We start from the raw sequence: 23,443 nt of genomic DNA on the forward strand, positions 1-23,443 counted from the left end.
TCGGCGACGGCTGGATCCATCTCGACCCGCAGGGCGGAATGCTGGTCCCGGATTCGGTATCTCGTGCCGTATCAACAGGTTTCCGAACCTCTTCGTTTTCCCATATCGGCCGCAATGGCGCCGCCGTTCGCAGTGCCGCGATTCTGGATGCGGCGCGCGAGGCCGTCGCGGATCTCGTCGGCGGTGATCCGGCGGGCGTCGTGCTCGGACCGGACCGCGCGGTTTTGTTGGCCTGGTTGGCGGAGTCGCTGAGTTCGCGACTCGGTCTCGGCACCGGGATAGTGCTGTCGCGATTGGATGATGAGGCGAACGTCGCGCCGTGGTTGCGGATCGCGAATCGCTACGGTGCGCATGTGCGCTGGGCCGAGGTCGAGATCGAAACCTGTGAGATGCCGTCGTGGCAGTTCGAGGAATTGATCGGCCCGACCGCCCGGCTGGTCGCGCTGACCGCGGCGTCGCCGATCGTCGGTTCGGCCCCCGCGGTGCGGGTCGCGGCGGATCGGGTGCACGAGGTGGGTGGTCTGCTCGTCGCCGATTGCTTCGGCGCCGCGCCCTATGCCCTCATCGATATCGACGAACTGAATGCCGATGTGGTCGCGTTGAGCGCCCCGCCTGGGGTGGTCCGCAGATCGGCGCGCTGGTTTTCCGCGATCCGGCCTTCCTGGACCGTATTCCGTCGATGTCGTTGAACCCCTATGCCAAGGGCGCCGAACGGCTCGAGGTCGGGGGCCACCAGTACGCCCTGCTCGCCGGCCTGACCACCTCCATCGACTTCCTCGCGGGCCTGGACGAGCGCGCCCGCGGCACCCGCCGCGAGCGCCTGGAAATCTCCATCACCTCGCTGCAGGACTACCACGATCAACTCTTCGAGCACCTGATGGACGTGCTCGACAAAATCTCCAACCTGACCGTCATCGGCCGCGCATCCACCCGCATCCCCACCGTCAGCTTCACCATGGCAGGCATGCAAGCCGAAAAGGTAGCCGCCAAACTCGCCGACGCCCGCATCGGCACCTTGAGCGGTGTCCACGGTGGCAGCCGGTTGTTGGATGCCCTCGGCGTCAACGACGAAGGCGGCGCGGTAACCGTCGGCTTGGCCCCGTACACAACGAATTTCGAGATCGATCAGTTGGGGCGGGCGCTGGCCGCGCTGGAGTGAGTCCGGGGCGCTGCCCCAGCCCTGCTCCGCACGCGAAGCCTGTTGAGCGACTCGATAACGCGCATCAGTCGACATCTTCGCAGCTCATCGGCATTGATACGCACACCGAAGATCGCCCTTCGGGACGAAGAGGTCAGCTGGACGCCGCACTGCGCGGATATTCGGGTTCACTCAGCTGCTGGGCGGTCGTCATAACGTTCAAGGTTGCCGAGTTCTCCGCGGCGATTGCGCCTTCGACTCGTTCGACAAGGGTCCGAAAGGCCTTGGTGTTGCCCAAGTGCTCGTACGGTCCTGTTCGGGTACGGAAGTAGACCTTTTCGTGGCCGAGCAGTTGTTCGGTCGACCGGTAGTTCTTCCATTGCTCTCGATACTTGAAGACACTCTCGAGCGAAACCGACGCCGCTACAACGAGACTGACCACTGTGACCACGATCGGTGCCCACGCGAATGGGAGATTGACAAGGGCGGGTACGGTCACGCCGCCGCCCACGGCGAGGACCCGGATCTGCAAATGCCTGGCCTTCATCGTGACGGCCTTCTTGTCATACCAACCTTGGTACTGCTCCAAGCGATCGGTGATGTAGTCCTCTGGTGCTATCAAAGGCGGGCTCGGCTCATCAGAGCCGGACTGGCTGGAGCCGAGACCTTCGGTAAGAGGCACGCCGCCTATTATCGACGAGCCGTTATGACCGCGCCTGGCGATCGGGAAAGCCGAGCACCGGTTCGCGGCATAAACCGTTGCACTCGAGCCGGTTTCGGGCGGTACGGTCGCGGCCAGCGGCGCGGAGAGCATTGCGGTTCCCAGCACCGGGAGGGCGTTCGAGCGGGGTAAAACCGCTCCGTAGTTCGGTGAGTTTGGTTGCGAGACAAGATATTTCGCGTGGGGCACGTCTCGGATCGCAGCTGGGTGGTTGCAGTCGAGCCGAGGGCGTCGGCGCTATAGTCCCCGCACATCCGTACGGAGAGGACACCCGATGGCTCTTTCACTGCCCGTGACGTACCTGGTGGGAAGCGCCAACGCGCCGACACGACAGATCGCGATGGAGAAATTCGGCACGATGTGGGAGTACCTGCCGTCGTTTCCGGAGGGTGACACGGCTTTTCCCGGTTGGATCATGCCGAGGCTGCGCAGTACCTTCGCGCTTCCTGGAATGCGGAAGGTGAAGGAGGGCAATATCGAGTTGGCCTATCCGGGGATGCCCGGTTACGAGTACGCCGGTGCGCATGAGCTCGAGATTCCGCCCGTGCTGCTGGGTTATTTCGACCAAGCCGAGGCGGCCAAGCCGATTCTGCAGCGCATGATCGAGGAACGCGGCAGCAGCAAGAGCTATCAGGCGTGCATTGTCGATCCGTACGATCACGCGTACTTCGCCCTGGGTGAGGCCGGACTCGAGCAGCATTACGAGTCGTTCCGGAAACCGGCGCTGGAAGAGATCTTCGCTATTCATCGGCTGTTCGACGGCGATGTGGTGTTCCAACTCGAGAGCCCCGGGCGCATGTTGACCATCGAAGTGATCGAGTCGGCGCAAGAGCGCGCCGCGAAAGCTGTTGAGCTGGCTTCGGATCTCGCCGCATTCGTGCGCAGGATGCCGGAGGGGGCCCGTGTCACGATCCATCTGTGTCGCGGCGACTGGGAGCACAGCACGTGGCTGAAGCAGATCAACGGGTTCGAGCCGGTTGTGCTGTTGGTCAATGCCATTGCGGCGGCATGGCCCGAGGGCCGGACGCTGCAGGGTATTCATATTCCCCTGGCGGCGGCCGACGTACTGCCATTCGCCGACGTGGACAATCCCGATATCTATCAGCCATTGGAGCAGCTGACCACCGACGCGACCATCTACGCCGGTATCGTGCACGAGAAGGCGAGTGCGGACCATATCCGCTCGGCCTTGACGCAGGCGCGGAAGTATTACCCTCGTCCATTCGGCGGGCTGAGCACATCGTGCGGTATGGCTCGGATGACCGAAGCCGAAATGGACCACGCACTGCGATTGCTGACCGAATTGATGGTCACGACGACCGGTTGATCGGTCCGGATCCGCGCGACGGGCGGATCGTCGACCAGACCTCGATTCAGGCGTGGACGAAGCGGAAGCAAGCTGTCGATCGCGCGCCTCGGAAGTCCGCATGGAGCCCGTTCCAGGGGCGAACATGACACACATCTGAGGGCACCGTGTGTCGCGGTGTGTCAGAACTCCCCACCCGCCGTTGGGGTTTCGCTGACATGAAGACCCGGAAGACCAGGTCTGGATTGCGGAGACGGAGGGATTTGAACCCCCGGTCGCTCTCGCGACGCTCGCTTTCAAGGCGAGTGCATTCGGCCGCTCTGCCACGTCTCCAGGCCAACGAGAGTACCCGTCGCCGTGCGCCGTCCGTCGACGGGTCAGTCGGAGTTGCCGATCTCGTGGTCGACGCGGGCGAAGACCTCGCCGACTATCTCGAGTTGTTCGGGACCGAGTAGGTCGATGAAGTTGCGGCGGACCGCCTCGACGTGACCGGGTGCGGCGGCCTCGAGCCGGCGCATACCTTCCTCGGTGAGTTCGGCGAGTACGCCGCGGCCGTCCTCGAGGCAGGTGTTGCGGCGGACCATCCGCTGAGTCTCCAGGCGGCGGATCTGATGGGTGAGTCGGCTGCGGGAGGACAGCACGCCGTCGGCGAGCTCGCTCATGCGCAACGAACGGTCGGGCGCCTCGGAGAGCAGGACGAGGATCCGGTATTCCGCGAGGGTGAGGTCGGAGTCGCGTTGCAGTTGACGGTTCAATGCCGTCGCCAAGCGCTGATTACCGTCCATATAGGCCCGCCAGGCACGCTGCTGCGACGACGAGAGCCATTGCGGCTCGACGGGCGCGTGACTGCTCGGTTCTGGTTGCACATGCTCCATTCTAAGCGCGCCTGAACTGCGCAAACGCATAACCCAGCGGTCCGGAGAAAGACCTGGACACACGACTAATCAAGCCCTGGATCAGGGCATATGGGTCGACCGGTTCAGCGGATTGTTGCGATCAATGGATTGTTGCGATCAATGAACGGTTGAGCTCGGCCGGGTTCGCGCATCCGGACAGGCCCATGACGGAGTCGAAGTCCGCGAGCAGAACGCGCAGCGCGTGGCGAACACCTGCTCGGCCTGCGATGCCGAGACCGTACGCCCATGGGCGACCGAACAGCACCGCCTTCGCGCCGAGTGCCAGCGCAGTGAGCATGTCCGAGCCGGTGCGGATGCCGGAGTCGAACAGGACGTCCGCGCGGTCGCCGATCGTGGCGACCACGGCGGGAAGGGCATCGAGTGCGGCGATGGCACCGTCGACCTGGCGGCCGCCGTGGTTGCTGACGACCACTGCGTCGGCACCAGCGTCGACCACTTGACGGGCGTCGTCCGGATGCAGGATGCCTTTGACCGCGATCGGCAGATCGGTCCACTCCCGCAGGTGGGCAAGGTCCGCTGGGCGCAGGGCGTGGTTGCCGAACAAGCCGCTCCAGGTGAGAATCGCGGCTCGCATCGCGTCCTCGCTCTCTTCGGGCGGCGTCGAAAGTTTCGCCCGGAAGACCGGATCCGACAGATAGTTGGCGATGCCTTTGCCGTGCAGGAACGGCAGATGTGCGAGCTCGAGATCGCGGGGTCGCCAACCTAGGCTCGGGGTGTCGACGGTGACGACAATGGCCGACGCACCCGCACGCTCCGCACGCTCGACGAAGGATCTGGCCAGCTCGTCATCGGCCGGCCAGTACAGCTGATACCACCAGCTACCGGCCCCCGCGCCGACATCCTCGATCGTGGACGAGGCCGCCGTCGAGAGCACGGTACCGACGCCGAGTTCCTTCGTGACCTCCGCGACGATCACCTCACCACCCTCGTGCAGCAGCTCCAGCACCCCGACCGGCGCGGTCAGCACCGGCGCGGCCAGTCGCGTCCCGAGCACCTCCACCGACAGATCGCGCGCACCCGGCCCCGAGGTGCCGCGCAGCATCCGCGGCACAATCCGGTACCGGTCGAATGCGGACCGATTGGCCGCCGCCGTCCGCTCCCCCGATGCACTCCCCGCCACATACGCGAAGGCTTCCTTGCTCAGCACCGCACGCGCCCGGTCTTCCAAACCCGCAGCCGTCAACGGCAATTCGGGCACCGCGCCACCCAGTCCACCCAGGTAGATCTCGTTCTGGAAGTCGACAAAGCTGCTCACGCCCGGAACGCTAGTACCCCGCATCCATCCCCGCAGGCAGCTCGCCATATTTCCAGCCCTGACGACGCCGGACCAGAGTGCGGGACGCCGCATTCCATTTGTGAGCCGCACATCCAGTACCGAGCCTGGTGCCGAATACGTTCAACGGGCGATCATGACGTCACCGCTGGGACCCACCGGCGAGCATGATCACGTGGCGGCAGTCCATCCAGGCGGGTGACCTGTGGCACGACCGAAATCAGCGCTGATTCGGCAGCAGGCTCTACACGGGGTGTGTGCTCGCGAGAAGGGGTGGCCAGCGGGCGGGTCGGGGATGGGGGGAGGATGGGGCGGTGCGCGCTATCGAGTTGAACGGGTTCGGGGGACCCGAGGTGATGGAGTGGGGCGAGGCGGCGGATCCGGTGCCGGGGCACGGGGAGGTGCTGATCGAGGTTGCCGCAGCCGGGGTGAATCGCGCGGATCTGCTGCAGCGGCGAGGGTTCTATCCGCCGCCGCCCGGGGCCAGTGAGGTCATGGGGTTGGAATGTTCGGGGGTCATCGCCGAAGTCGGTGATGGGGTGCGGGATTGGCACGTCGGCGATCGCGTGTGTGCGCTGCTGTCCGGTGGTGGGTACGCGGAAAAGGTTGTGGTTGCCGCGAGCCAGGTGCTGCCGGTGCCCGACGGGCTCGACCTGGGTGCGGCGGCCGCGCTGCCCGAAGCGGCCGCGACGGTGTGGTCGAACCTCGCGATGACCGCCGGGCTGGCTGCGGGGCAGTTGGTGCTGATCCATGGCGGCGGCAGCGGAATCGGTACGCACGCCATCCAAGTCGCGGTGAGCCAGGGCGCTCGTGTGGCGGTGACCGCGGGCTCGGCGGAGAAGCTGAAGCGGTGCCGCGAGTTGGGCGCGAGCGTCCTGATCAATTACCGCGAGGACGATTTCGTCGCCGCGATCCGCGCCGAAAACGGTGCGGGCGGTCCCGGCGCCGACATCATCCTCGATATCATGGGCGCCGCCTACCTGTCACGAAACGTCGAGGCGCTGGCACCGCACGGCCGCCTAGTGGTGATCGGCATGCAGGGCGGGGCCACCGCCGAGCTGAATCTCGGTGCGCTGCTGTCCAAATGGGGCACCATCCACGCCAACAACGTCCGCAACCGCCCCACCACCGGCCCGAACAGCAAGGCCACCATCATCGCCGAACTTCGCCGCCACATCTGGCCCCTGATCGCCGACGGCACCATCGCCCCGGTCATCCACGCCGAACTCCCGATTACCGAAGCCCCCGAGGCCCACCGCCTCCTGGACTCCTCCGAAACCTTCGGCAAGGTAGTCCTGAACGTCCGCGACGCCTGACCGCAGCTGCACCCATAGGTATTCGAACCCGCACCCTCCTGGCGGCCGGTGTCGCACAGCTAGTGGGCACCTCGCACAAGCTCTGTGTGAGGTCGGCAATGGCTATGCGACAGCTCAGGGTTCTAGGAAGTGCTCACGAATTGGGCTGTGTCCGGCCAGAATTGACCGATGACCGAGCTGGCATTGACTACGGATCGGCGGGACGAACTGGCCGCGTTGCTCGGTGATGAGGAGCGGCTTCGGGCCGAATATCCGAAGGTGGCGCAGTACTTGGATACGGCCCCGATGTTGGCGGGGACGGGGGATGATCGGGCCGACGCCGCGTTCGATCTGCGGTTCGTGCACTACATGACTGGTGGCCGGTCGGTCAGCGCGAATCCGTACTGGGAGATCGTTGCGCCATCGGTGTCCGAGTGCGAAGGCCGTCGCGTGGTGGACGGCGGTCGGACGAAGGGCAGCGTGCGTCTGGCGTTCGCGCAGACAATCTTGCAGGCCGCCTATGCGTACGCCATCCCGTCGCCCGAGACGATTGCGTGGCTGATTCAGTTCGCCGATGGCCGCGAAGTGATCGAACTGGGGGCCGGGCGTGGGTATTGGGCGGCGCAACTGACCGAAGTAGGCGTGGGCGTCGACGCGTACGACTCCGAACCGCCGGACAAGACGGAGAACATGTCGTTTCTCGGTGCAGTCGGTCAGTCGGACGTGTGGCATGGCATCGGGGATCTCGATGAGCTCGCTGCGCGTCCGAGCGGCGGCTCGGATGATCTGCTGTTCCTCTGCTGGCCGCCTGGCTGGGGCAACACGATGGCGTCTGAAGCGCTCGCCGCGTTCGAAGCTGGAGGTGGCGAACGGCTGGTCTACGTCGGAGAGCCGAAGGGCGGAAAGACCGGCGATGATGCGTTCTTCGATGGACTCGCCGCGCGCTGGAAGCTGAACTCCGAAGACGCGCAGTTCGTTTCGTGGTGGAACCTGGCGGACCGCGCACAGGGTTGGGTCCGGCGCTGATCTCTGCCTGACCTGACCTGACCTGACCGTCGGCGGTACATGCACTCCAGTTCACGTCCGACGGCGTCATCAAGGTCGAGGTATTGCTAGCTGGTAATGGGCTGAGGCTGTGATCCATGCCAGCTGACAGTCACACGATCTCCAAAGGCTGAACAAGAGCGCGACCGAAGGGAGACGACCCCGCCGCCGAACCAAGCCGGGGGCGAAGCCCTCCGGCCAACCTCGGGGGTCCGGGGGCAAAGCCCTCCGGGTGGGGCGTGGGGGTTCCACCCCCACAAAAAATGACGAAACGAGCCCCGGCTCACGCTCTCCGTGAGCATGAGCCGGGGCCGAGTGAAGTGCGCCCGAAGGGATTCGAACCCCTAACCTTCTGATCCGTAGTCAGATGCTCTATCCGTTGAGCTACGGGCGCATGCCTGTGTTCAGTTGTATAGCCCGGCGAACCGGGGTGTGGCGGAGGCGAGAGGATTTGAACCTCCGGTCCCCGTGAAGGGACAACTCATTAGCAGTGAGTCCCATTCGGCCGCTCTGGCACGCCTCCTGGAGCCTTCTCTTCGAGGGCACCGGTCCTTTCGAACCGCCGAACAGGAAGGTTACAGTAGCCGACGTCCAGATCGCAAAACGCCAGGTAATCACCGAAGATTGCTGTCGAACCAGTCGAAAATCCGGGTCTGGGAATCGACGAGATCGAAGTCTTCGTCGCCGCCGGGGCGGTCGGCGCGGTGGTGCAGGCCCGGGTAGGTCACCACGAGGCTGGCGACCGCGGCGCGGGCGGCGGCGTCCCGGAGTTGCTCCACGTGGGTGGGTGGGGTGTCCGGGTCGTCGGCGCCGAAGAGTCCGAGCCATGGCGCCTGCAGATCGGGGGCCGCGCGGATGAGGGCATCGGCCTCGTCGGTGAGCGGTTCGACGATGCCGGATGCGGCGACGCTGACCGCGGCGCCGACAGGGCGATTGGTCGCCACCAGGAAGGCCGCGGTGCCCGCGTGGTCGAAGCCGAGCACGCCGATGCAGTCCGGGAAGACGCCGCGGCGGGTGAGCCAGTCGAAACAGGCGTCGAAATCGTCGAAGAGTTCGTCGCCGAAGACCTCCTGCGCCGGCTCGCCGTCGATGCGATGGAACAGATTGGGCGCGACCACCGTCCAGCCCTCGGTCGCCAGGGCTTTCATGAGTTCCAGCAATGACCCGGTGAACTCCCGGGACTCGTGCAGCACCACGATGCCGCCGCGCGCATTGCCCTCCGGCTCGGCCACCGTGATGGGCACCTGGGCGTTGGCGATCCGAACTCGATCGTCGGTCGATAATTGTGGGTCCGAACCGGAAATGATGTCGTCGCGACTACGTAGCGGCGCAATATCGTCGTAAATGCCCGACATGAAACAAGGGTAGGTGGATCTGCTGATCTTCGCGAGAAATTGCACGTGAGCGGCCCTGGCACCCGGATTTTTCCGGACCCGGCATATGGTTGAACGGTGACAGCGCACATCCGGCCGGACCTCGAATCGATCCCGGCGTACGTCCCCGGCCGCAACCATCCGGGCGCGGTCAAACTCGCCAGCAACGAGACCACCTTCGGTCCGCTCCCGTCCGCCGCGAAGGCCATTGCCGAGGCCGCGGAATTGGCGAACCGCTACCCGGATAATCAGGTCACCGAGTTGCGCGCGGCCATCGCGGACTTCCTCGGCGTCTCCTCGGCGAACGTCGCGGTCGGCTGCGGCAGCGTCGCGCTGTGTCAGGAACTGGTGCAGATCACCTGTGACGCACCGACCGACGAGGTGCTGTTCGCCTGGCGCTCCTTCGAGGCGTATCCGATCGTCACCCAGGTCGGCAATGCGACCGCCGTGCAGGTGCCGCTCACCCCGCAGCATGTGCACGATCTGGATGCGATGGCCGCTGCGGTCACCGAGCGCACCAAGCTGATCTTCGTCTGCAATCCGAACAACCCGACCGGCACCGCGGTCGGTGCGGCCGAGTTGGTCCGCTTCCTGGACGCGATCCCGGAGCATGTGCTGATCGTGCTCGACGAGGCCTATTTCGAATACCTGCGGCTCACCCCCGAGCAGCGTCCGAACGGTGTCGAGCTGGGGCGCAACCGGCCCAATGTCGTTGTGCTGCGGACCTTCTCCAAGGCGTATGGTCTGGCGGGGCTGCGCGCGGGTTATGCGGTCGGTGATCCGGCGGTGATCACCGCGCTGATGAAGGTCCACATCCCGTTCAGCGTGAACCGGGTCGCGCAGGCGGCCGCGATCGCCTCGCTGGAGGCGCGGCACGAGCTACTCGACCGCACCGACACTCTCGTCGTCGAACGCGATCGGGTGCGTGACGCACTGCTCGCCGCGGGCTACGAGGTGCCGCCGAGCGAGTCGAACTTCCTGTGGCTGCCGCTGGGCGAGCGCAGCGCCGAATACGGTGAGGTGAGTGCGGAGGCGGGGGTGCTGTTGCGGCCGTACGGCACCGACGGCGTGCGGGTGACCACCGGTGATCCGCACGAGAACGAGCAGTTCCTGCGGTTCGCGACCGATCCGGATGTGTTGGCGCGCTTCGGGATCGGCTAAACGCCCAACGCCCGTGAGATCGTCGGCCAGGACAGACCCAACTCGTCGGCCCAGTACGGCCACGAGTGTGTCCCGGTGGCCCGGAAGTTCGCGGTCACCGGAATCCCGAGCGCGGTGAGTCGATCGGCCAGCCTGTGGGTGCACATATTGGTCGCGGCCTCCAGCGGACCGCCGAATCCGATGGTGCTGACCAGATCCGGATTGTTCGGGGTGTCGTATTTGCCGGGCAGTCCGCTGCCGACCGACAGATAGATCGCCTTGCCGCGCAACGCTTCCGCGTGCAGCAGCACGTCATGGTCGAGCCAGGCGGAATCGTGCTGATCGCCGAACATATTGTCCGGTCCGCCACGGTAGGTCGCGACCACCGCGCGGGCTTGCGCCTGTCCGAGGTCGGTGCCCATGGAGAAGCATCCGCTGTGCGCGGCCACCGCCGTGTACAGCGTCGGCTGCCGGAAGGCCAGCATCATCGCGGCCTCGGCGCCCATGGAGACGCCCATGACGGCATTGCGTCCGTTGCCGTTGAACTTCGCATTGATCAGCGGCGGCAGTTCCTTCGTCAGGAAGGTCTCCCACATATTGGTGCCGAGCACCGGATCCGGGCGCTGCCAGTCGGTGTAGAAGCTGGCCGGTCCGCCGACCGTCAGCACCACGTTGACGTCTTTGTCTTCGAAGAATTTGTCCGCGTGCCCGAGTTCGGTCCAGTTGTTGCTCTCCGCCTCGGCACTGCGCCCGTCGAGCATGTAGACGGTCGGCCGCGGATGGTTCTGCTCACGCGGCAGCAACACCTGCACCTCGACGGCGCGACTCATCGCGGGTGAATTCACCCACACCCGCAGCCACCGGTCGTTGATGGGCACGATCCGATCGATCGAAGCCTGCTTCACGCCGGGGACGGTCGGCTCCGCGGGGGATGGACCATCTGCCGAGCCGGTGTTCGGTCGGGGCTGATCGCCCGGCGCTGCTAGCACCGGGGGTGGGCCGAACACCGCCGCACCGGCAATCAGTGCGACGCCAACGATGGCGCTGGAGACCCAACGCCGCACCTCGCGCCGAGACAGCATGGCGCCCATCCTGCCAGAAATGCGAAAGTAGGCGCGCGATCCATAAACATGCCGGACGGTATGTGGTATGCGGCGCCCGGCCTGGCTACTTCGTGGCAAGGTCACCTTGCCAGCGTTGTTCAACTCCGGCGAAGCGCCATATCGCTGCTGCCACAATCCAGGTCGCCACGAACAGACCCACCACGATGTAGCCGAGATCACCCAGATCCAGATTCCCGATCCACGCGACGATCCCGGATTCGACTTCGAGCCGTTCGGCGAAGATCGACACGATCTCCTGCCCGCCGATCAGCAGTGCGACCGCCACCGACAGTCCGGTGATCACCAGGTTGTAGTAGATCTTGCGGACTGGTTTGGCGAAGGCCCAGTCGTAGGCGTAGCTCATGAATGAGCCGTCGAGCGAATCGAACAGCGCCATACCCGCCGAAAACAGCACGGGCAGAACAAGAATCGAATACCAAGGCAGTCCGGTCGCGGCCGCGCCGCCCGCGATCACCAGCAGACCGACCTCGGTCACGGTGTCGAAGCCGAGTCCGAACAACAGCCCGACCGGAAACATCTGCCACGGCTTCTCGACCAGCCGCACGACCGGCGCGAGCGCCCGGTTCAACAGGCCTCGGCTGTCCAACTCGCGCTCGAGTTGCGCCTCGTCGAAGTCGCCTTGCCGCATCTGGCGGAAGACGCGCCAAATGCCGAGTAGCGAGGCCAGATTCAGCAGACCGATGACGATCAGGAAGGTGCCCGAGATGCTGGTGCCCCAGAGCCCGGTCCACTGCTGCAGCCTCGAATCCTGGTTCTCCAGATTCGCCGCCAGCGCCCGCACCCCGAAGGCCAGCAGCGCGACCAGGATGAACACCACGCTGGAATGGCCGAGCGCGAACCAGAGACCGACCGTCTGCGCCTTGTGTTTGCCGTTCTCCGCCACCAACTTTCGAGTGGTGTTATCGATCGCGGCAATGTGGTCGGCGTCGAAGGCGTGCCGCATCCCGAGGGTGTAGGCGGTGACACCGAGACCGACGCCGAAGACCGCGCCCTGCACCACGTGATGTCCGGGCACCACGAATAACAGCAGAGTCCCCCAGCCGATGACATGCAGCGCCAGAACGGTCACCGCCATACCGACAACGCTGCGCACGAGCCAATCCTCACTGCTGGACGAACCGTTCGTACAACGGTACTGCGCACGCAACGTACAGGTCGGTCGGGTTCGGGCGGATCGGCACACAGTTGCCAGTGCCCGGCAGATTCCGAACAGGCATTACGTCGAATTCGGGCACACGGCCAGCACACCGGTCTTAGGCTGCTATGCGGGCGTTTTCAGGCGTCGATTGGGACGAGCATGATCGTGGACAGCAAACGGCGGCAGCCAGGTCATGATGCTGTGCGTGTGCTCGGCAACCCGGCAGCCTGCACAGCTCCGCTGCCGAAACCGTCTGCCGTATCCGGATTCCCCGCAACGCGAAGGCTACCGCGCGGACCTCCGGTGTGGCCAGGTGTCAGCTGCGCTCCGCGCGCGAAATTCTCTGCTCGATCAATGCCTGTCTGTTTAGCCGCAGTACCTGATGCCCGACCGGAGAAAACCGTGAATCAAGCGTTACCCGTCATGTCACTCGAAAGTGCCGCTGACACAAAACCTTTCGGACTCGATCTGAAAAGGCGGATGCGGGAGTGTGATGAGTTCTTCCGATTGCCCGAACTCGCGCATCTGTCCGCGAATCGCCGCCGCACCGCATTGGAGCAACTCCAACAAACCGGCAGCTACGTGCAGACCGCCGAGGAGATCCTGATCGGCGCAAAGCTCGCCTGGCGCAACCACGCCCGCTGCGTCGGGCGAAAACACTGGCGATCACTGAAATTGCTCGACGCACGACGGGTCCGCTCGGCCCGCGATCTGGCCGAGGTCTGCTGGCAGCACCTGCATATGGCGACCAACGGCGGCGCCATCCAATCGATGATCACCGTCGGACCACCGCGCCAGGCCGACGGCCGCGAATTCCGCATCGTCAGCCCACAACTCATCCGCTACGCCGGTTACCGCAACGGCGACGGCACCGTCACCGGCGACCCGGCCAATATCACGATCACCGAATTCGCCATGAAGCTCGGCTGGCGCGGCGCGGGCACGCCCTTCGACATCCTGCCGGTGCTCATCAGCACTCCGGACGAGCCGATCCGCTGGTTCGACATACCGCCCGAACTGGCCCGCGAGGTCGAACTCGAACACCCCGAATTCGACTGGTTCGCCGGACTCGGCCTGAAATGGCATGCACTGCCCGCGGTTTCGAATATGAACCTGGAGATCGGCGGCATCACCTACCCGTTCGCACCGTTCAACGGCTGGTATATGGGAGCCGAAATCGGCGCACGCAATCTGAGTGACACCACCCGATACAACATGTTGCCGCTCATCGCCGAAATGATGTGCCTGGATACCAGATACGAGCGTTCACTGTGGCGCGATCAGGCCCTGGTCGAATTGAATCGCGCTGTGCTGTACAGCTTTCGGAAGGCCGGAGTGTATATCGTCGACCATCACACGGTCGCCAAGCAGTTCTGCGACCACGTCAACCGCGAGCAGGCCGCGGGCCGGAAATGCCCGACCGATTGGAGCTGGATCAATCCGCCGATTTCGTCTGGCGTGACCCCGACCTTCCATCGCTACTACGACGAACCCGAGCCGGATCTGCGCCCGAATTTCGTGCGGCGGGACTTCGGTGGGGAAGGCGAAATCTGATCTTTGTTCGGCAGCGGTAGTGCGGTTGATGGGCAAGAATGGGGCCATGGCACGGCGTTCCATGGGCTCGAAATGGGAAGAATTCGGCGCACATCTCGAGGGTGCGCCGGGACGGCTGCCGGTCGAGGTGCGGCGGTCGATTCGGGCGCGGGCCTCGGGTGAAGAAGGTGCCGCCGGGGTCCCCGATGATCTCGCCGATTTCGTCGAGCTGGTCGCCGAACGCCCGTATCGGCTCACCGAGAAGAACATCACGACGCTGGCCGAGGCGGGACGCAGCGATGACGAGATCTTCGAGGCGGGTGTGGTCGCGGCCTACGGTGCGGCCGACCGACGGCTTCGCGCCGCCCGCCGCTCCTGGGAGGGGCGCTGAAAATGTGGCTCGACACAGTCGAATCCGGCCAAGAACTCCCGGCCCGAATCATGTTCGCGACCATGCAGCGGTTGGGTCGCACCGAGGTTCCCGCGGTCATGAAGGTCATCTGCTACCGGCACCGCTATTTCGGCACCCCGCTTTCCGATCTCATCCAGGTCGCCATGCGCGGACCGTCCTTCTGGACCGTCGCCGAACGCGAAATCTTCGCAACCAGGGTCTCCCAGTCCAATGAATGCCCCTTCTGCCACTCCGCCCACCGGGGCATCGCAGGCGCTTATATTGCCGCGGATCTGGTCGATGAAGCCCTGGCCGACGGCGAAAACTCCCCCCTGCGCCCTGAAGCTCGCGCCATGCTCGAATTCGTCGGCAAAATGGTCCGCGATCCCGATGGCCTCGCCCCTGGCGACGCCGATGAAGTCCGTGCGGCCGGCGTCACCGCCGAGGCTTTCGACGAAGCTGTCTGGGTGGCAACCCTTTTCAACGTCATCAACCGAGTAATGAATACCGTAGGTGCCGAGGCGCTCGAAGCCGGCCAAGCCCAAATCGGCGCCCGCTTCATCAAAGCCTTCGGTTACCGAACCCCGCCTCCCGTACGTTTCCTTTCGCGCGGCGCTTGAATCGCTCGAGAGGGGCGAATCCCTGCACACACTCGGCGTGACCGACACGATGCCCACGAAGGCATGATCCGGGTCGGCTGCCACCCGAATCGGCCAATGCTGTAATCGCCTGGACTACAGCGTATTACAGGTTCGCGAGTGGGGCGGATGCGCCGCTGAGGGCGGCGGATCGATGGCGTGCTGACGCTGATCCGGCGCGCGTCACAGCCGGGCGCCGTTGACCACCAGTGCCACGTCGATATTGTCTCGCGTGGCGTTGGAGTACGGGCACACCTGGTGGGCCGTTTCGACCAGCTCGATCGCCTGTTCGTCGGTGACCGAGGGCAGCGTGATACGCAGTTCGACACCGAGTTGGAAGCGGCCGCCGTCGATCGGAACCAGTGACACCGACGAGTCGATGAGCGCGTCGTTCGCCTCGAGTTCGGCTCGCCGCCCGATCAGAGCGAGCGTCGTGCCGAAACAGGCGGCATACCCGATCGCGAAGAGCTGCTCAGGATTTGCGCCCTCCCCGTCTCCGCCCAGTTCTTTGGGCTGGCGCAGGTCCAGATCCAATCGACCATCGGATGTGCGCCCGTGGCCGTTTCGGCCTCCGGTTACATGTGCCTCGGCCGTGTACAGCGCAGTGGTCATTCTCGAACTCCCTTCGTAGGTAACAGAATAGAACATTTGCACTTCAAAAACAGGAAGTCAATAGTCTGATATCTGGTAACCCAGAGGGCGCGATACCGGCCGAATCCGCCGATCGAGTTCTGCCCCCGCTGCGCAAGGAGATTCACCAATGACCACGTTCGTTCTGGTACACGGCGCTTGGCGCGGCCCTGGGTCTGGGATCGCGTCATCCCGCTACTGCAACGCCGACGGGGACCGGAGCCGTCGACCGGATTGTCGGAACGGCCATCTGCTGCCGGCCACAGACCTACCCCTTCGACCGGTTCGCCGCAGCAGCGGGATACCGGACCCTCGCATTGAACGGCCGGCACAATGTCATGCTGACCGCACCGGAGGCACTTGCCGAAATGCTCCTGACCTCGTGCTTGTTCAAAAATAAGAAGCGCAAAGTTTAGAGTGATGAAGTGGAACAGCGATCGTACAACCAGTACTGCGCGACCGCGCGCACCCTCGATCTCGTCGGCGAGCGCTGGACATTGCTACTGATCCGCGAACTGTTGACCGGACCCAAACGGTTCAGCGACCTGCAGGCCAGCCTTCGCGGTCTCGGCACCGGTCTGCTCGCCGCACGCCTGAAACATCTGGAACGTGAGGGACTGGCAGAAAAGATCACCCTCCCGCCCCCGGCTCGCACCCCCGCATACGCCCTCACCGAGGCAGGCGCGGAACTCGAGTCCGCGATCCTGGCGCTGGCCCGGTGGGGTCTGAAGTGGGCGATGAGCGAACCGCATCCCACCGAGACGTTCCACCCGGGCTGGGCAGTCCTCGGCCTACGGGCTTGCTTCGATGCCGAGGCCGCCGCCGGACTCCGCGCGGTGTACGAGTTCCGCATCGACGACGAGGTCTTCCACGCCCGCATCGATGACGAAACGATCGAGACACTGCACGGACCCGCTCAACACCCTGACGCGATCATCACTATCAGTGAGCAGGAGTTCCTCCGCCTGACCAGTCAAGGCCGGACGTTCGCCGAGGCGATCGAAACCGGCGTCGCATCCGCGACCGGCGACAAACAAGCCCTGCGCAGGATCAAAGGCCTGTTTCACCTGCCGCCACCATCCGCCCGAAAGTCGGACCGGTAAGGCCAGGGGGCGTCACTCCTGGTCGGAACGAGCCGCGCGTCCAACGCACTCTCGATCATCGGGTGCCTGTGCTGCGGCGGAGTCAGCTTCCTCGCTAGGTGCCGCTACGCGCTCGGCGTGGGCGGTTGTCGTGGGAAGGTCCGGATCGGCGCGGGGGAATGAGACGGCATACGCCGGTCCGGGAACGTGACGAAAGTCTGACGACGTGGCCGGGTTGCGGCAATTGTTGCGCAATTAGCCGCAGAATCGGGGGCATGACCTCGGAAAACGATGGCGTGGACGGTAGGCGGGTACGGCACCGGAACCTGGGGTGGTGGTGATATGCGGGTGCTACTGACCGGCGCGGCTGGGTTTATCGGCGTGCGAGTACATCGGGAGTTGATTGATGCGGGGCATGAGGTGGTGGCGATCGATGTGATGTTGCCTGCGGCGCACGGGGTTGGTGCGATTGTTCCGGAGAACGTGCGGTTGGTTGATGTGCGGGATGCGGATGCGCTGGATTCGGTGTTGCGGGGGATCGATGTGGTTTGTCATCAGGCGGCGGTGGTGGGGGCGGGGGTGAGTGCGCAGGATGCGCCTGCTTATGCGAGTCATAACGACCTGGGGACCGCGGTCCTATTGGCGGCGATGGATCGGGCCGGGTGTCGACGGTTGGTGTTGGCTTCATCGATGGTGGTTTATGGGGAGGGGCGGTATCGCGGGGCTCGGGCCGTTGAGGTCGGGGTGCGCAGGCGCGGGGATCTCGAGAACGGGATGTTCGAGCATCGGGACCCGGATTCGGATGAGGTGATGAGTTGGGAGGCGGTACCGGAGAATGCTCCGTTACGGCCGCGGAGTCTTTATGCGGCGGCGAAAGTGGCGCAGGAGCACTATGCGGCCGCGTGGGCGGCGGTAACCGAATCCGGGGTCACCGCATTGCGCTATCACAATGTCTATGGCCCCGATATGCCAAGGGATACCCCATATTCCGGAGTCGCCGCGATCTTCCGATCCGCGCTGGAGGCCGGTGAGCCGCCGCAGGTTTTCGAAGACGGCAGGCAGGCGAGGGATTTCGTGCATGTCGGTGACATCGCCGCGGCGAATCTCGCGGCGGTCGAATATGCGCATACCGGTTTCGTTCCGCTCAATATCGCCTCGGGACGTCCGATCACCATCGGCGCGGTAGCCACCACGTTGGCCGCGGCGCGCGGTGGCCCCGAACCGGTGATCACCGGACGCTATCGTCCCGGCGACGTGCGGCATATCGTCGCGAGCCCCGAACAGGCGCAACGCGTTCTGGGATTCACCGCGCAGGTGGATCCGCTCGACGGCCTTGCCGAATTCGCCTTCGCGCCGCTGCGCGCGGTTGCCGGGGCGGGTGCGCCGGTCGCGTAGTTCAGTTTTCGTTGAGCGGTAGCCGAACTTCGAAGCGGCAGCCCTGCTCTCGGTTCTCGGCCGTGATATCGCCGTGGTGGGCTTCGACCAGACCCGCGGCGATCGCGAGCCCCATACCACTGCCGGAGGACACGCCGTCGGAGGCGACCGGGGAGCGCGCGGCGGTGCCGCGATAGGCGACCTCGAAGATTCGTGGCAGATCGGCCTCGGAGATACCCGGGCCGGTGTCGTCGACGCGCGCCCAAGCCTGGCCGTTGGAGGTGCCTGCCGATATCGCGACCTGGCCGCCGGGTGGGGTGTGCGCGATCGCGTTGGAGACCAGGTTCGTCAGCACTCGGCCGAGGGCTCGATCGCTCGCCGCGACAACGATTTCGGAGTCGGGCTGGTCCGCGCGCAGGAGGACTTCGGCGCGTTCGGCGTTCGGTCGGTTCGCTGCCAGCACCTCATCGATCAACTCGCGCAGATCGACCGGCTCCAGTTCCAAACGCAACGCGCCCGCATTGATTTTCGACATTTCGAACAGATCGTCCACCATGACCGACAGCCGATCCGTCTCGCGCACAATCTGTTCCGCGTAACGCGCCACATCGTCGGTGCCGGTGACAACGCCGTCGGAAAGTCCCTCGGCCATCGCGCGGATACCGGCCAGCGGGGTCCGCAGGTCGTGGCTCACCCAGGCGACGAGTTCGCGGCGCGAGCGCTCCGCCATCCGCTCTTGCTCGCGGATCTGCTTCTCCCAGACCGTCTTGCGGGCCTGTTCTCGTCCGAGCAGCAGAGCGGCGGGCACCGTGACCGCCGCGACGACCGCGAGCACGACCGCCGTGCGCTCGAGTTCATCGGTGAACATCAACCCGCTGACCCCGATAATGCCCGCGAGCGTGGACAGCGTCGGAATCAGCACCAGCACAGCCATGCTCGCGGTCATGGAGCGATTGCTGGTGGCGCGCAGGATCGCCGCACCGATGGCGACGATCGGCAGCGAACAGGCCAGCGCATAGCCGATCAATTGCAGGGTGTTCTCAGGCACTGGATTCTCCATTCCGGCCCCAGATGTAGCCGCGGCCCCACACCGTCTCGATCCGATGCCGGTCACCGAGTTTCGCCCGCAGCCGCTTGATGTGCACGGTGACCGTGGACAGGTCGCCGAAATCCCAGCCCCACACCTTGGCCAGCAGTTCCTCCCGGCTGAACACCTGGTGCGGGTGGCGCAGCAGGAAGACGAGCAGATCGTATTCGCGCGCGGTCAGGTCGACCGGCCCGCCGTCCACCAGCGCCGACTGCGAATCCGGCCGCACCTCGACCGCGCCGTCGCGCAGTACCTCCGTGCTCGGCTGCCGCGTCGCCTGCGAACGCCGCAGCACCGAGGCGACCCGCAGTGCGAGCTCGCGGGCGCTGAACGGTTTGGTGACGTAGTCGTCGGCACCCGCCTCCAGGCCGAGTACGCGATCGTCCTCGTCGCCGAGGGCGGTGAGCAGGATGATCGGGGTGTCCGGGCGTGGGCCGGAACGCACCGCGCGGCAGATTTCGATGCCGTCGGGGGCGGGCATCATGACGTCGAGGACGGCCAGTTCGACGGGGTCGCCGGTGGGTTCGGTGAGTTGTGCCAGGGTCGAGGCGCCGTCCGCGGTTTCCACGACGGTCAGTCCGTCGCGTTCGAGGTAGCGCCGCACCACATCACGGACCAGCGGGTCGTCGTCGGCGATCAGAATGGACATGGATTACCAATTCGTCAGGATCGTGTGGGCGAGTACGAGCGTGCCGAGCGCTTGCAGGAATAGCCAGACTCGGACGGTGGACCGCGGCAGAAACGCGGTCGCGGTGAGCAGCCAGATGTCGAAGGGCAGCCAGATGCGCTCGGTCTCCGCCTTGCTCAGGCCACTGAGGTCTGCCACCAATATCGCGCACAATCCCGCCGCTACCAAGTGCGCGGTCGCATCGAATGGTCTGCGCAGTGCACTCGGTAGCCCGGCGGCGGTGGCCAGGCCGACCGCGCAGATGGTGGCGGCGAGATTCGCCCAGACCCAGTACACGTACGGACGTTCGGAGGCGATGCCCTGGTAGTACCGCTCGACTACCAGGTGATAGCCATCGAGCCACCAGAAACCGGTCAGTGTGAAGGCAGCCACGACGATCAGCGCGCCGAATGCAGCAGGTAGCAGCGGCCGGACTGTTCGGCCCGCGACCAGGACCGCGCCCGCGGGTAGCGCCATGACCACGAGGCCGTAGCTGAGGTAGATGCCGAGACCGAAAAGCACACCGGAAGCGATCGCGACCCACGGCCGCCGGATCGCGATCGCCAGCAGCGCCACCGCCCATGCCGTGACACCCGCGAATATGGCGTCCGCCGAAACCGCGATCCATATCGCGCCGGGCGCTATCGTCAAGAACGGCAATGCCTTTCGTGCTCGATCCGCCGCACCGAGTACACGCAGCGTGACCGCGACCGCGACAATCGCACTGGACCCGATCAGTAGACACGCCATGCCCGCCCAACCGCCGCCGCGCAGGCCAATGCGATCGAGCAGGACGAAGAACAGCAGCGCGCCGGGTGGATGCCCGGAGACGTGGGTCGTCCAGGAATCCGGTTGGAAATCCAGGATGCGGCCGGAGAATCCGCGCAATGTGGCCGGGATATCGCGGACGCCGGGGACCTCGTGCAGGTATTCGTGGGAGTCGGTGAGTCGTCCGGCGAATCCGCGCTGCCAGCCGTCGATCATGGCCAATGCGAATGCCCAGGCCAGAGCCATCGCCCAAGACACCGCGAGTAGCCGTCGCCAGGGCAGCGACTCGGCCATCGCGGGACCGAACCGGACGACCAGCACCGCGATCGCGATGGCCGGTACCGAACCCCAGCCGACATGCGGCAACCAATTGCCGAAGATCGGGGCGGAACCCGCGTAGAGCTTGCTCCGCCAATGTTCGCTGGAAATTCGCGGTACCACAAATGCTGCCAGGGTGAGTGCGGCGGCAAATCCGGCTCCCAGATACTCGCCACCTATCCGGCCGCGTGGCCGCACCGCGGCCTCCGTCACATCATGCACGAATCTCACGATAGGGCCGCGGACCCGGGAAAACCCGTGCTCGAGCGGTTCTGAACGCGGATGTCACTGTTTCGTCACCAGTTTTGCGGCCTCGATTCGGCCTGCCTGGCCTAGCGTCGAAAAGGTGACCGAGACCCTCCACAACCCGGGCGGCGTGACCGTTGTCATCCCGTGCCGAGACGAAGCTGAGGCGTTGCCAGGTGTGCTCGCGGCCATCCCGGCCGGGTTCCATGCGCTGGTCGTGGACAATGGCTCGACCGATGCGACGGCCGAGGTGGCCCGCCGGTGCGGCGCCGCCGTCGTATCCGAGGCGAGCCCCGGGTACGGGGCTGCCGTGCAGGCCGGGATCGACTCGGCCAGCACAGATTTGGTCGCCTTTCTCGATGGTGACGGATCGATGGATCCGGGGGAGCTGCCGCCGCTGGTCGAATTGGTGCGGGCGGGTGCCGATTTGGCGGTCGGACGGCGTAAGCCGGTGCGTCGCGGTGTGTGGCCGTGGCATGCGCGGCTCGGCAATCTGGTCATCGCCGGGCGGTTGCGTCGACGATACGGGCTACCCGTGCACGATATCGGTGCCATGCGGGTGGCCCGCCGGACCGCTTTGCTTTCCCTCGGACCGTTGCACACCCGCTCCGGCTATCCGCTGCAACTGCTCATCGGCGCGGCGGGAGCGGGGTGGCGCGTGGTCGAACGTGATATCGCGTACCGGCCCCGGGCAGGTGGGGTTTCGAAGGTATCCGGATCGTGGCTCGGCACTCTGCGCGCCACTCGCGACTTCTTGGCGGTGCTGCGATGAACTACTTTCGACCGTCGCCGGTGGCCGCGACACTGCTCGTGCTGGCCAAGGCCCCGATTGCTGGTCTCGCTAAAACGCGTCTGACACCGCCGCTTTCGCCTCCGGATGCGGCCCGAGTCGCTGCGGCATCGCTGCTGGATACCTTGGAGTCGATGTCGCGGAGTCCGGTCGCGCACCATGTCGTCGCGTTCACCGGCGAGCTCGCGGATGCGGAGTGTGCGGATGAAGTGGCGAGGGCGCTGACTGATTTCGACGTCATCCCGCAGCGTGGTGGGTCTTTCGGCGAACGCTTGGCCAACGCGCACGCCGATGCCGCGCGGTACGGTCTGCCGGTTTTGCAGATCGGCATGGACACACCGCAGGTCGGCCCGGAGGTGCTGAGTTGGGCCGCCCGCGAGCTGGTGTTGCGCGGCGACGCACTGCTCGGTCTCGCCGACGACGGCGGCTGGTGGGCACTCGGGCTGCCGACACCCCAGGCGGCGCGCACACTCGTCGACGTTCCCATGTCGACCGATCAAACCGGCGAGCTCACCCTAGAAGCCATGCGGAGCTGTGGACTTCGTGTGCGCTCACTGCCGCGCTACAACGATGTCGATACCTTCGCCGACGCACTCCAGGCGGCGCGCGAATCCGACGGGCGGTTCGCGCGCTTGATCGAGCGACTGCACCACAACCTGCTGGCACACCGATGAGCGGTTTCGATATCTTCGACCTCGCGCTGGCGGGTGAGGACTGCTGGGTGCGCGATACAGACGGACGACGCCATCCCCTGCGCACCCGGCGCTGGCTGGGCTTCGACGCCGCCGACCGTCCGGCCGATTCCGCGCTGACCTGCTGTTGCGATGGACCGACGCTCGACCTGGGATGCGGTCCGGGACGGCTGGTCACGGCACTGCTGCAGCGCGGCGTCATCGCGTTGGGTGTCGATATCTCGCCGATGGCCGTGGCTACCACCAGATTTCGTGGAGCGCCCGCATTGCGGCGCGACCTGTTCGGACCGCTGCCCGGCTCCGGCCGTTGGTCCTACGCGATCCTGGCGGACGGCAATATCGGGATCGGTGGCGATCCGGTCCGCTTGTTGACCCGCGCGGGCGAGCTCCTCGCTCGCAATGGCATCGCGGTGGTCGAATTCGCCCGTCCCGGTGCGGGTGTGGTGTCGAATCCGATTCGGCTCGAGACGAGAGACCGAGTGGGGGAATGGTTTCCGTGGGCGCGGGTGGGGATCGATCGCGCGGAAGAGCTCGCCGCGGCGGCCGGGTTCCGCATGGTGACGGCGATGGAGGTGTCCGGTCGGCATATCGCCTGGTTGCGATCTGGCAGGCCCGCTTCGAGTAGTCGGTGGGGGTTGTGATGAAGCGCGGCAGCTGGATGGAACCGCCAGCGCGATTTCGTACGAATTTCGCCCGTTGGTCTGGCGTCACGAAGGGCATAGGGGAACAGGTGACTTCCGCGCGCCCACGGGTGACAT

22 protein-coding genes, 3 tRNA genes and 1 pseudogene are annotated in these 23,443 nt (G+C 65.4%); 13 read left to right on the top strand and 13 right to left on the bottom strand.

Annotated features, from left to right (window positions below; genetic code table 11):
* A pseudogene (locus ON44_RS01270) lies at window positions 1-1,159 on the top strand (cysteine desulfurase-like protein); the annotation flags it as partial.
* Between the two features lie 133 nt (window positions 1,160-1,292).
* Here ON44_RS01270 and ON44_RS01275 read toward each other — a convergent pair.
* Window positions 1,293-1,952, bottom strand: a complete 660-nt coding sequence (locus tag ON44_RS01275; RefSeq protein ID WP_083897578.1) for a DUF4231 domain-containing protein — start codon at window positions 1,950-1,952, stop codon at window positions 1,293-1,295.
* Window positions 1,953-2,133: 181 nt separating this feature from the next.
* Between ON44_RS01275 and ON44_RS01280 the strand changes: the two genes are divergently transcribed.
* On the top strand, window positions 2,134-3,186 hold the full coding sequence (locus ON44_RS01280; protein WP_157187017.1) for a uroporphyrinogen decarboxylase/cobalamine-independent methonine synthase family protein: 1,053 nt from the start codon (window positions 2,134-2,136) through the stop codon (window positions 3,184-3,186).
* Between the two features lie 227 nt (window positions 3,187-3,413).
* On the opposite strand, the gene ON44_RS01285 is transcribed toward ON44_RS01280, so the two are convergent.
* From ON44_RS01285 to ON44_RS01295, 3 genes are all read right to left on the bottom strand, one after another.
* A tRNA-Ser gene (locus ON44_RS01285) sits at window positions 3,414-3,498 on the bottom strand.
* Between the two features lie 44 nt (window positions 3,499-3,542).
* Window positions 3,543-3,950, bottom strand: a complete 408-nt coding sequence (locus ON44_RS01290; RefSeq protein WP_306306451.1) for a MarR family winged helix-turn-helix transcriptional regulator — start codon at window positions 3,948-3,950, stop codon at window positions 3,543-3,545.
* 211 nt (window positions 3,951-4,161) lie between these two features.
* Window positions 4,162-5,337, bottom strand: a complete 1,176-nt coding sequence (locus ON44_RS01295; RefSeq protein ID WP_040685907.1) for a lactate 2-monooxygenase — start codon at window positions 5,335-5,337, stop codon at window positions 4,162-4,164.
* 332 nt (window positions 5,338-5,669) lie between these two features.
* Between ON44_RS01295 and ON44_RS01300 the strand changes: the two genes are divergently transcribed.
* Complete coding sequence (locus ON44_RS01300) at window positions 5,670-6,671, top strand: NAD(P)H-quinone oxidoreductase (RefSeq protein ID WP_040685908.1); 1,002 nt, start codon at window positions 5,670-5,672, stop codon at window positions 6,669-6,671.
* Window positions 6,672-6,839: 168 nt separating this feature from the next.
* The gene (locus ON44_RS01305) at window positions 6,840-7,676 is read left to right on the top strand and encodes a hypothetical protein (protein WP_040685909.1); all 837 of its coding nucleotides are present in this window, start codon (window positions 6,840-6,842) and stop codon (window positions 7,674-7,676) included.
* Between the two features lie 339 nt (window positions 7,677-8,015).
* On the opposite strand, the gene ON44_RS01310 is transcribed toward ON44_RS01305, so the two are convergent.
* From ON44_RS01310 to ON44_RS01320, 3 genes are all read right to left on the bottom strand, one after another.
* Window positions 8,016-8,088: transfer RNA gene (locus ON44_RS01310), tRNA-Arg, on the bottom strand.
* A gap of 39 nt (window positions 8,089-8,127) precedes the next feature.
* Window positions 8,128-8,217 (bottom strand) — tRNA-Ser (locus ON44_RS01315).
* Between the two features lie 91 nt (window positions 8,218-8,308).
* The gene (locus ON44_RS01320; protein WP_040685953.1) at window positions 8,309-9,049 is read right to left on the bottom strand and encodes a dienelactone hydrolase family protein; all 741 of its coding nucleotides are present in this window, start codon (window positions 9,047-9,049) and stop codon (window positions 8,309-8,311) included.
* A gap of 96 nt (window positions 9,050-9,145) precedes the next feature.
* On the opposite strand from ON44_RS01320, the gene hisC reads away from it, so the two are divergent.
* The gene (hisC, locus tag ON44_RS01325) at window positions 9,146-10,228 is read left to right on the top strand and encodes a histidinol-phosphate transaminase (RefSeq protein WP_040685910.1); all 1,083 of its coding nucleotides are present in this window, start codon (window positions 9,146-9,148) and stop codon (window positions 10,226-10,228) included.
* On the opposite strand, the gene ON44_RS01330 is transcribed toward hisC, so the two are convergent.
* Together ON44_RS01330 and nicT are read right to left on the bottom strand one after the other, a co-directional pair.
* Complete coding sequence (locus ON44_RS01330; protein WP_040685954.1) at window positions 10,225-11,289, bottom strand: alpha/beta hydrolase; 1,065 nt, start codon at window positions 11,287-11,289, stop codon at window positions 10,225-10,227. The two genes, hisC and ON44_RS01330, sit on opposite strands and share 4 nt — an antisense overlap.
* Window positions 11,290-11,374: 85 nt before the next feature.
* Window positions 11,375-12,424, bottom strand: a complete 1,050-nt coding sequence (nicT, locus tag ON44_RS01335) for a Nickel transporter NicT (protein WP_506331757.1) — start codon at window positions 12,422-12,424, stop codon at window positions 11,375-11,377.
* 468 nt (window positions 12,425-12,892) lie between these two features.
* Here nicT and ON44_RS01340 point away from each other — a divergent pair, with 468 nt between their 5' ends.
* The 3 genes from ON44_RS01340 to ON44_RS46410 all read left to right on the top strand — a co-directional run bounded on the left by ON44_RS01340 (window position 12,893) and on the right by ON44_RS46410 (window position 15,013).
* On the top strand, window positions 12,893-14,023 hold the full coding sequence (locus tag ON44_RS01340) for a nitric oxide synthase oxygenase (protein ID WP_040685912.1): 1,131 nt from the start codon (window positions 12,893-12,895) through the stop codon (window positions 14,021-14,023).
* A 46-nt stretch (window positions 14,024-14,069) separates the two neighbouring features.
* On the top strand, window positions 14,070-14,393 hold the full coding sequence (locus ON44_RS01345) for a hypothetical protein (RefSeq protein WP_157187018.1): 324 nt from the start codon (window positions 14,070-14,072) through the stop codon (window positions 14,391-14,393).
* 98 nt (window positions 14,394-14,491) lie between these two features.
* The gene (locus ON44_RS46410; RefSeq protein WP_157187019.1) at window positions 14,492-15,013 is read left to right on the top strand and encodes a carboxymuconolactone decarboxylase family protein; all 522 of its coding nucleotides are present in this window, start codon (window positions 14,492-14,494) and stop codon (window positions 15,011-15,013) included.
* Window positions 15,014-15,214: 201 nt separating this feature from the next.
* Here the strand turns inward: ON44_RS46410 and ON44_RS01355 are convergent, their stop codons facing one another.
* Entirely contained in the window at window positions 15,215-15,643 is a 429-nt protein-coding gene (locus tag ON44_RS01355) for an organic hydroperoxide resistance protein (RefSeq protein ID WP_040685914.1), read from the bottom strand.
* A gap of 443 nt (window positions 15,644-16,086) precedes the next feature.
* Between ON44_RS01355 and ON44_RS01360 the strand changes: the two genes are divergently transcribed.
* Both ON44_RS01360 and ON44_RS01365 read left to right on the top strand, forming a co-directional pair.
* Window positions 16,087-16,764: a winged helix-turn-helix transcriptional regulator gene (locus tag ON44_RS01360; protein ID WP_040685915.1), complete on the top strand. Its 678-nt coding sequence runs from the start codon at window positions 16,087-16,089 to the stop codon at window positions 16,762-16,764.
* A gap of 321 nt (window positions 16,765-17,085) precedes the next feature.
* Window positions 17,086-18,138 carry an NAD-dependent epimerase/dehydratase family protein gene (locus tag ON44_RS01365; RefSeq protein WP_040685956.1) on the top strand — a complete coding sequence of 351 codons (1,053 nt, stop codon included), beginning with the start codon at window positions 17,086-17,088 and terminating at the stop codon, window positions 18,136-18,138.
* A 1-nt stretch (window position 18,139) separates the two neighbouring features.
* Here the strand turns inward: ON44_RS01365 and ON44_RS01370 are convergent, their stop codons facing one another.
* Genes ON44_RS01370 through ON44_RS01380 form a run of 3 tightly spaced genes read right to left on the bottom strand, consistent with a single transcriptional unit; the run spans window position 18,140 to window position 21,179 of the window.
* Complete coding sequence (locus ON44_RS01370) at window positions 18,140-19,165, bottom strand: sensor histidine kinase (protein WP_040685957.1); 1,026 nt, start codon at window positions 19,163-19,165, stop codon at window positions 18,140-18,142.
* The gene (locus ON44_RS01375) at window positions 19,158-19,853 is read right to left on the bottom strand and encodes a response regulator transcription factor (RefSeq protein WP_040685916.1); all 696 of its coding nucleotides are present in this window, start codon (window positions 19,851-19,853) and stop codon (window positions 19,158-19,160) included. The genes ON44_RS01370 and ON44_RS01375 overlap by 8 nt, the downstream gene beginning before the upstream one ends.
* Before the next feature lie 3 nt (window positions 19,854-19,856).
* Entirely contained in the window at window positions 19,857-21,179 is a 1,323-nt protein-coding gene (locus tag ON44_RS01380; RefSeq protein ID WP_373283115.1) for a hypothetical protein, read from the bottom strand.
* A 124-nt stretch (window positions 21,180-21,303) separates the two neighbouring features.
* Between ON44_RS01380 and ON44_RS01385 the strand changes: the two genes are divergently transcribed.
* The 3 genes from ON44_RS01385 to ON44_RS01395 are packed head-to-tail and all read left to right on the top strand — an operon-like array spanning window position 21,304 to window position 23,326.
* On the top strand, window positions 21,304-21,975 hold the full coding sequence (locus tag ON44_RS01385; protein WP_040685917.1) for a glycosyltransferase family 2 protein: 672 nt from the start codon (window positions 21,304-21,306) through the stop codon (window positions 21,973-21,975).
* A complete protein-coding gene (locus ON44_RS01390; RefSeq protein WP_051181298.1) occupies window positions 21,972-22,667 on the top strand; it encodes a TIGR04282 family arsenosugar biosynthesis glycosyltransferase in 696 nt (231 codons plus the stop codon). Before ON44_RS01385 ends, ON44_RS01390 begins: the two co-directional genes overlap by 4 nt.
* The gene (locus ON44_RS01395; RefSeq protein ID WP_040685919.1) at window positions 22,664-23,326 is read left to right on the top strand and encodes a methyltransferase domain-containing protein; all 663 of its coding nucleotides are present in this window, start codon (window positions 22,664-22,666) and stop codon (window positions 23,324-23,326) included. Before ON44_RS01390 ends, ON44_RS01395 begins: the two co-directional genes overlap by 4 nt.
* Window positions 23,327-23,443: the final 117 nt, after the last annotated feature.

Origin of the sequence: Nocardia vinacea NBRC 16497 (assembly GCF_000308835.1) — a bacterium.
GTDB classification, from domain to species: domain Bacteria; phylum Actinomycetota; class Actinomycetes; order Mycobacteriales; family Mycobacteriaceae; genus Nocardia; species Nocardia vinacea.